The organism is Spirosoma oryzae (genome assembly GCF_003002825.1).
Classification (GTDB): domain Bacteria; phylum Bacteroidota; class Bacteroidia; order Cytophagales; family Spirosomataceae; genus Spirosoma; species Spirosoma oryzae.
On record NZ_PVTE01000044.1, the window covers coordinates 22,943 to 29,024 of the forward strand.

The following is a 6,082-nucleotide window of genomic DNA, read 5'->3' on the forward strand; positions in this document are numbered from 1 at the left end:
CCCATGTTTGGTTGGGCTACAAAGTCTCCTTACCGGCGAGCATCCTGTCGCTGGAACGATGACAGGCGCGAAACAAGCAAAACGCACTTTCCGATTTTACACCGTGCGCGAAGCTCAACAACACACGAAAATCCGCTTGTGTCGAGCCGCAAATACCAGGGCGTTTCCGCTGCCGCCAGGAAGCTGCCCTACATGTCCAAGCTTGACTGTCGGGGCGTTTGAGTTGTCAACCGAAGCCGCCCAACGACCCAGGGGGTTGGTGGCCCCGCAAGCAAGTTAAAATGGGCGAATAACCCGCCCGGCTTTACACCCCCTGCCGGTTGGGCTTGGAAGTTTGGCTTTGCGGCCCCCTGCCTGTCGCACAACAGCTACCCTACGCTGAGCGAGGATTAGTTACTTTTTCTAGACGCTATCATGTCAGAATAGGCTTCAATCATTCGGGTTGCTTCATTCCACTTGTCTTCAATATCTAGCAATAATTCCATTTGATGAGTACCATATCTTTTGACCTTTGCAAGAACCCAAAGTAAATATCCTAAAGTGATGGGTACTCCACTTAGATCGAATGCATATACATTATTTATCGGAGCGTACTCCGGATGCTTATCATTTTCTTCAAGTATACGCTCTTTCAACTCTTTACTTTTAGTAGAGAGATTATATTCAACTACTTGCTTAAGTTCCTTCTTATGGCGCTGAATTACCTCTTTAGCTTCGGCTAATTCTTTTTTAATTTTTTCGAATTCATCATCTGATTTTGATATTGATAAACTGTCACCTAAACTACGTAATAACAAGTGCAGTGTCGGCTCATATTTGTCCTCACTTGTAAAGTCTCCATACAATTTTCCCTCAAGAAATCCTGGCATTTCAACTTCTTCTATTACCAAGGGTAATACTATAACTCGTTTCTGCTTGATTTCTTTGTTAGAGGCAATTTCCAATTCTTTCTTAACCCACTCGCTTTGAATTGATGCTTTGGAGAGAACAGCAGCTACATAGTCAACAACGTCAAGACCTTCCCTAATCTTCCCAATAAGCGAATCTCCAATATTGATTTCGGCTTCGTCAATCCACACAGTGTGCCCATAATTTCTCAAATCAGCAGCTAGCTTTCGCACAAATGGTTTATCTACACTTGTATGGCTCAAAAAAATTTTACTCATTACTTGGCGTAATTTATTTATAAAGGGCTGACCACGTAACAAAACCGCTCCGTACCAACTGTCTTTACTGAGCGGTTGGCTATCCTGCTGAAGAGTAAAACTTGTCTGCCGCAACCCGCCCCGCTTGTCAAGCTGTCCCTGTCCCCAAGCGCCTCCTGTCGACCGACGCCCGGATTGCAATCTAAAAGCTTGACCATCAGTAAAATGCGGCTTGTCGACCGGATGCTGGAGATGGAAGCCCGGCATAGGCGAACACCCAACGCCCCCATGTGTTGATGGCGAGTACACGACTATGAAAAAACTACCGTGGCTTCAGCCTTTACACACATGGATGGTTGGGCTGTTCGCTCGGCCTACCGGCGAGCTTCCTGTCGCCCGTGACCTGACCCCGGAACGGCTGGCCCAGTTGAGGAGTCAGACGATACACGATAGCCTTTCGGCGCACTAGTGGTCCGGCTTTGCCGTGGGACTTTCATTAGCGAGTCTGTTAATTCAACTCGTTTTGTCACTGCGTTAAGTTTGTCCTCAAGCTCATTGCCTTTGTAAAGCTGGTAGAGTGAAATCAGGATGGCAACTGCACCGACTACACCAGAAAACCAAGCCGCTTTAGCGGAACTACTGGCAAATCGAGCCGAATCTTCAGTAGCCTTTGCACTGGCAAGTGTCGCTTGGTGGGCTTCGAGTTGTCGGTTTCGCTCTGTCTGTTTTTCCTCAGCAAGCTGCTGATTGTAACGAACCCATCCACCAGCCTTGTAGACCGCACGGCCGAATGGAGTAATTCGCATCACGGTGCCAAAGCCAGTGCCTTCCGCTAAGTTTTGTGATTCTAATTCAGCCCTGATTCTGGCTGATAAATCATCGAACTCGTCAGTGTGTCGGTAGTCTGTCTCAAAAAGATAGGACAAGGTTTCGTGAACATAAACAGGCTGTTTATTGTCGGATTCGTACAAAACCTCAAGCATCTCGTCTATAAACTCGTCATCTGTTTGCGGCATCCTAACGTTGAATTAAGGGGCGTTTGCTTTGTCGCAGGAAGCCCGGAAATGGAAATCTAAAAACTTGCCCACGCGGGGCGTTCACTTTGTCACACGAAAGCCGCCCTACCAGAAACGGCACAGGCAGCACCCAACGACCCAGGGGGTTGATGGTAGACGCACAAAACCACTGAACAGCCGTACCTCGCACCTTTACACCCCCGTTCAGTTGGGCTGCAATGCTTGACTATCCGGCCTACCTCCTGTCGCCCGGCAACGACCCCACGCGGAGCGATGACAACGCACAATCCGATGATACCAAGCGCGAAGCCTGATGCGGCAGCCTTCCTGTTTGGCGAGCTTGACCACCGCCCAAGTGCGATGTGTCAACCGAACCCTTCTGAAGCCTGTCAACGCTCAATTGCCTGCTGTCACACGCGACCCGCCCCGTTCAAAAGGGCTGGCTTGTACCCAAGTGGGTAGTGTCGACCGAAGCCAGAAATGAAAGAACGAAACTGTCCCTTTGAGCCGTGCAGCCTGTCGCCCGGAAGCCGGAATTTGCAGTCCGCCACAGACGACCACCCAACGCCAACAGGGGTTGATGGTGGGCTAGAAACTCCACTGAACGCGAACCGCCTGAGCCTATACACCCCTGTTTGCCTGGGCTGCCAACTCTCCCACGGGACGTGCTTCCTGTCGACGGGAAGCTACCCACGCGGAGCGAATCAACGACACACCAAACCGATTAAAGACTAGGGCGGAGCCCTTTTCTACGTATCGAATCTGTTTATACAACCCGCTATCCGAAAGTTTTCGCTGTAGAACGCTACGTGCCTAAGTCGCTTTTCGCTTCCTGCTGAGGGCGTTTCCGCTCCGGCGGCCCGGTCGTGTCGCAGGTGACCTAAAAAGCGCCCCAACTCCGGCGTTTCTGGTGTTGACCGAAACCCACCTATGAACCCAAAGCTTGTCTGTCGGGGCGGCTCCACGGTCGCCCAGAACCCGACAAACGAGCAATTTATGGACTTGCACCCAACGCCCGAAAGGGCTGATGGCCCCACGAGTTACTCACCTGAACACTCGTACTCTCGACCTTTACAACCTTTCTTGGTTGGGCTGACGGCCCTGCCTTCGGGACGTGCCTCCTGTCGCCCGAGAGCGAACCCACGTGCAGACTACAACACACTCAATTTGATTTTTCACCACTCTCTTCCTCTGAATTATTACTTCGTCGGTTACACTTCATCTTCCTGCGTAGATGTTGTTTCGCATTTGTCGAGAAAATCACTTGGCATCTCGTTTCTGTATTCCTTCTAATTTGCCTGCTGGAAGCGAATTGTATAATTCGTCAATTTCTTTGGGTTCAGTAATCATTTTTGTCGCAATAAAATTAACAAGTTTGAAAAGTCTACCCGCAATTTCTCTATTGTCATTTAAGTTTAATTCACCAGGATGAACGGCTTCATTACCTATTACTCTCACACTATCCAAAGCTTCCTGAACTTTGCTGGGAAGTCCCTTTAGTACTAGATTTTTGATGTCAGTATTTATATCCCTTCCCGGTTGTCCAAGTACTTTACACAATTTTTGAATAGCCAATCGTAATAAGGCTGCTGCACTTCTTGGCGAAACGTTAAGTACCAACGCGGCTTCATTATAGTCTTCAATGATATCCATTGGTAAGTCGGCATTAGGTGGTTCAACTATAGAGCTTTGAGGGAAAACTATGTTCTCACCACGCCAGATAGTGTTTTGCCCACATCTTACGCAATAAGAGACTCTAAACTTTTTGTCGCCATGCTGTCGACCAAAACCTGCCTGATTCTCCGAAGCTTGTAAATAGTACCAGTCTTGTTGAGCGTATACATGGCAATGCGGGCAATTGAATGCCTTCAAATTCAGTTCAGGTGCTATATGATGTTCTTTCATGTTTAATTTAATGAGCTTGTCAAGTTGACTTATTCTAATGTCTGGGATGTCAACCGGAGCCGAAATTTGGACGTGTAAGTCTGTCTGTCACTCAAGCGTGGTGTGTCGCACGAAGCCCGCAAACACACCACTACTTTGACCCGCCACCCAACGACCACGGGGGCTGATGGACGAGCGAGTCACCTGACTGAACACGGCCAACTTGCCACCTTTACACCCCTGTTTAGTTGGGCTGCCCCGCTTTCCCACGGGACGTTCCCCCTGTCGCAAGACAGCAACACCATACGGAACGGTGTAAGCTAAGCATTCAATATGACTTCTTCAATTTTGGTCAGTTCCTCTAACCTACTTATGTCGTTGAAGTAGTTAAGAAACAAGGGCATTTTTTGTCGCTTAATAGCATTGAAAGCCAATTCCTTCAAACCCTGTTCAATCTTGCCTTGAAACTGTAATTTACCAATTGAAAATTCTAGTATGATATAATCAACTTGAATAAAAAATTACCCTTCTGAGTGTGTTCTTTGTTCAATGATCTGTTGGTCAAGTTCGTAAAAATTCGAAGATTTTACGGGGCCTGAGTAATCAAGCTGCATTAATAAACTTAAGAATGACATATTAGGATCAATCTTAAATGCTTGACTCATTATATTATAAATTTCTTGGTCTTCATCAATGCCAAATACGAACGTACCATACTCATTCCAGAAGAATGGTTCTTGGAGTAATCCTGTAGCTTTCGGATGGACAGATACCATCCAAGTCTCCTCAAACCAAATAATATAGGATTTTACTGTTTCATGCATATTGAACACGTAATTAACTCAGGTGCTACTCTGTCGGCCGCAATCCGGAAGTGGAAATTCAAACTTGCCTAATTGAGACGTTTCTCATGTCAACCGTAATCCCCTAACGAGCTAAGAGCGTGTTTTGGAATTAGATTTGGCTTGAAGGCTGTATTCGCTGCAACATAATCTGAATGTTGGCCAGATAGATCCAGCATACCGAAGATGATAGGCTGTACTCATAATCCTTGACCACTCTCCGAAAGAACGGGGTCGCCCGTGCGATTAGTCCACGCGATGCTTCGTTCAACGACCCAGCGTTTGGCTATCGGCACAAAACCACGCGCTGATTCAGGTCGGGATGCTTTCGTAAAGTCGATGCTCCACTCAGCCAACGCACGGGCAAATACCCCGTTGTAATCGGACCGCCGAAGCGGCCTGATCACCGAATACGTTTTCTAATCGCTCGCCTGCCCGCCATAATACGTGAGTAATCAAGCCCGCCCCTAAGGTTCCATCGGCTTGATCGGCTGCTCCTACCCGAGCCACCCATAACCGCCCCTGAGTATCAACGACGAAGGTACGTTTGCGACCGTTGACTCGTTTGTGAGCGTCCATGCCGCGATACTCTCCACTCATAGGAGTGAGCTTAACCGATTGTGTGTCAATACATAATACGGATGGTAAAGCTTGCCGTCCGCTACTGAGTCGATCTAACGTATTGAGTGCTACATTCAATCGCTCAATGGTGCCATCCTGTTTCCAGCGATGAAAATAATAGTAGACGCTCTGCCAGGGCAAGTCCGTGAAGGGCAGGTTGCGCCATTGGCAACCAGTGCGTAGAAGCCACAACATGGCATTAAGAATGCGCCTGAGATCGTGCTGGCGTTTGCGTTGAATAGGTAGAAACGGCGAAATTGCTGCCCACTGAGAGTCAGTCAGTGGAGTCCACTGTTTGGTCATTGCTTCATGTCTTGGTCGACACAAAGGTGCCCTGACTCTCAGCTTTTATAAATTCCAAAACACGCTCTAAAGTCCACTTGTTGAGACGTGCGATCTGTCGCACGGAAGCCGACAAATACTCATTGCTCTTGCTGTTCACCCAACAAATTATTGTACGCAGAATAGATTAATCCTAATAATGTGAATCAAGAGTAGAACGCCAAAATGTAAAGACCTGCCGCCATGCGGCCCAATCCGTGCAACCAAACCCCTTTCTCCGAACGAATCTTGC

At 47.9% G+C, this 6,082-nt stretch carries 5 protein-coding genes; all 5 read right to left on the reverse strand.

What is annotated here, in order from left to right; all coding sequences use genetic code 11:
- Nucleotides 1-389: 389 nt before the first annotated feature.
- Nucleotides 390-1,412, reverse strand: a complete 1,023-nt coding sequence (locus tag CLV58_RS26715) for a toll/interleukin-1 receptor domain-containing protein (RefSeq protein ID WP_211300908.1) — start codon at nt 1,410-1,412, stop codon at nt 390-392.
- A gap of 107 nt (nt 1,413-1,519) precedes the next feature.
- The gene (locus tag CLV58_RS26720; RefSeq protein ID WP_106140906.1) at nt 1,520-2,161 is read right to left on the reverse strand and encodes a hypothetical protein; all 642 of its coding nucleotides are present in this window, start codon (nt 2,159-2,161) and stop codon (nt 1,520-1,522) included.
- Nucleotides 2,162-3,421: 1,260 nt separating this feature from the next.
- The gene (locus tag CLV58_RS26725; protein ID WP_106140907.1) at nt 3,422-4,066 is read right to left on the reverse strand and encodes a DUF4145 domain-containing protein; all 645 of its coding nucleotides are present in this window, start codon (nt 4,064-4,066) and stop codon (nt 3,422-3,424) included.
- Between the two features lie 500 nt (nt 4,067-4,566).
- Entirely contained in the window at nt 4,567-4,869 is a 303-nt protein-coding gene (locus CLV58_RS26730) for a hypothetical protein (protein WP_106140908.1), read from the reverse strand.
- 366 nt (nt 4,870-5,235) lie between these two features.
- Nucleotides 5,236-5,811 carry an IS5 family transposase gene (locus CLV58_RS26735; protein ID WP_425443566.1) on the reverse strand — a complete coding sequence of 192 codons (576 nt, stop codon included), beginning with the start codon at nt 5,809-5,811 and terminating at the stop codon, nt 5,236-5,238.
- Nucleotides 5,812-6,082: the final 271 nt, after the last annotated feature.

Bases quoted from the DNA above. Each gene is read 5' to 3' on its own strand.
- CLV58_RS26715 (WP_211300908.1), bottom strand. From the start codon at position 1,412: ATGCCGGGCTTCCATCTCCAGCATCCGGTCGACAAGCCGCATTTTACT.
- CLV58_RS26720 (WP_106140906.1), bottom strand. From the start codon at position 2,161: ATGCCGCAAACAGATGACGAGTTTATAGACGAGATGCTTGAGGTTTTG.
- CLV58_RS26725 (WP_106140907.1), bottom strand. From the start codon at position 4,066: ATGAAAGAACATCATATAGCACCTGAACTGAATTTGAAGGCATTCAAT.
- CLV58_RS26730 (WP_106140908.1), bottom strand. From the start codon at position 4,869: ATGCATGAAACAGTAAAATCCTATATTATTTGGTTTGAGGAGACTTGG.
- CLV58_RS26735 (WP_425443566.1), bottom strand. From the start codon at position 5,811: ATGACCAAACAGTGGACTCCACTGACTGACTCTCAGTGGGCAGCAATT.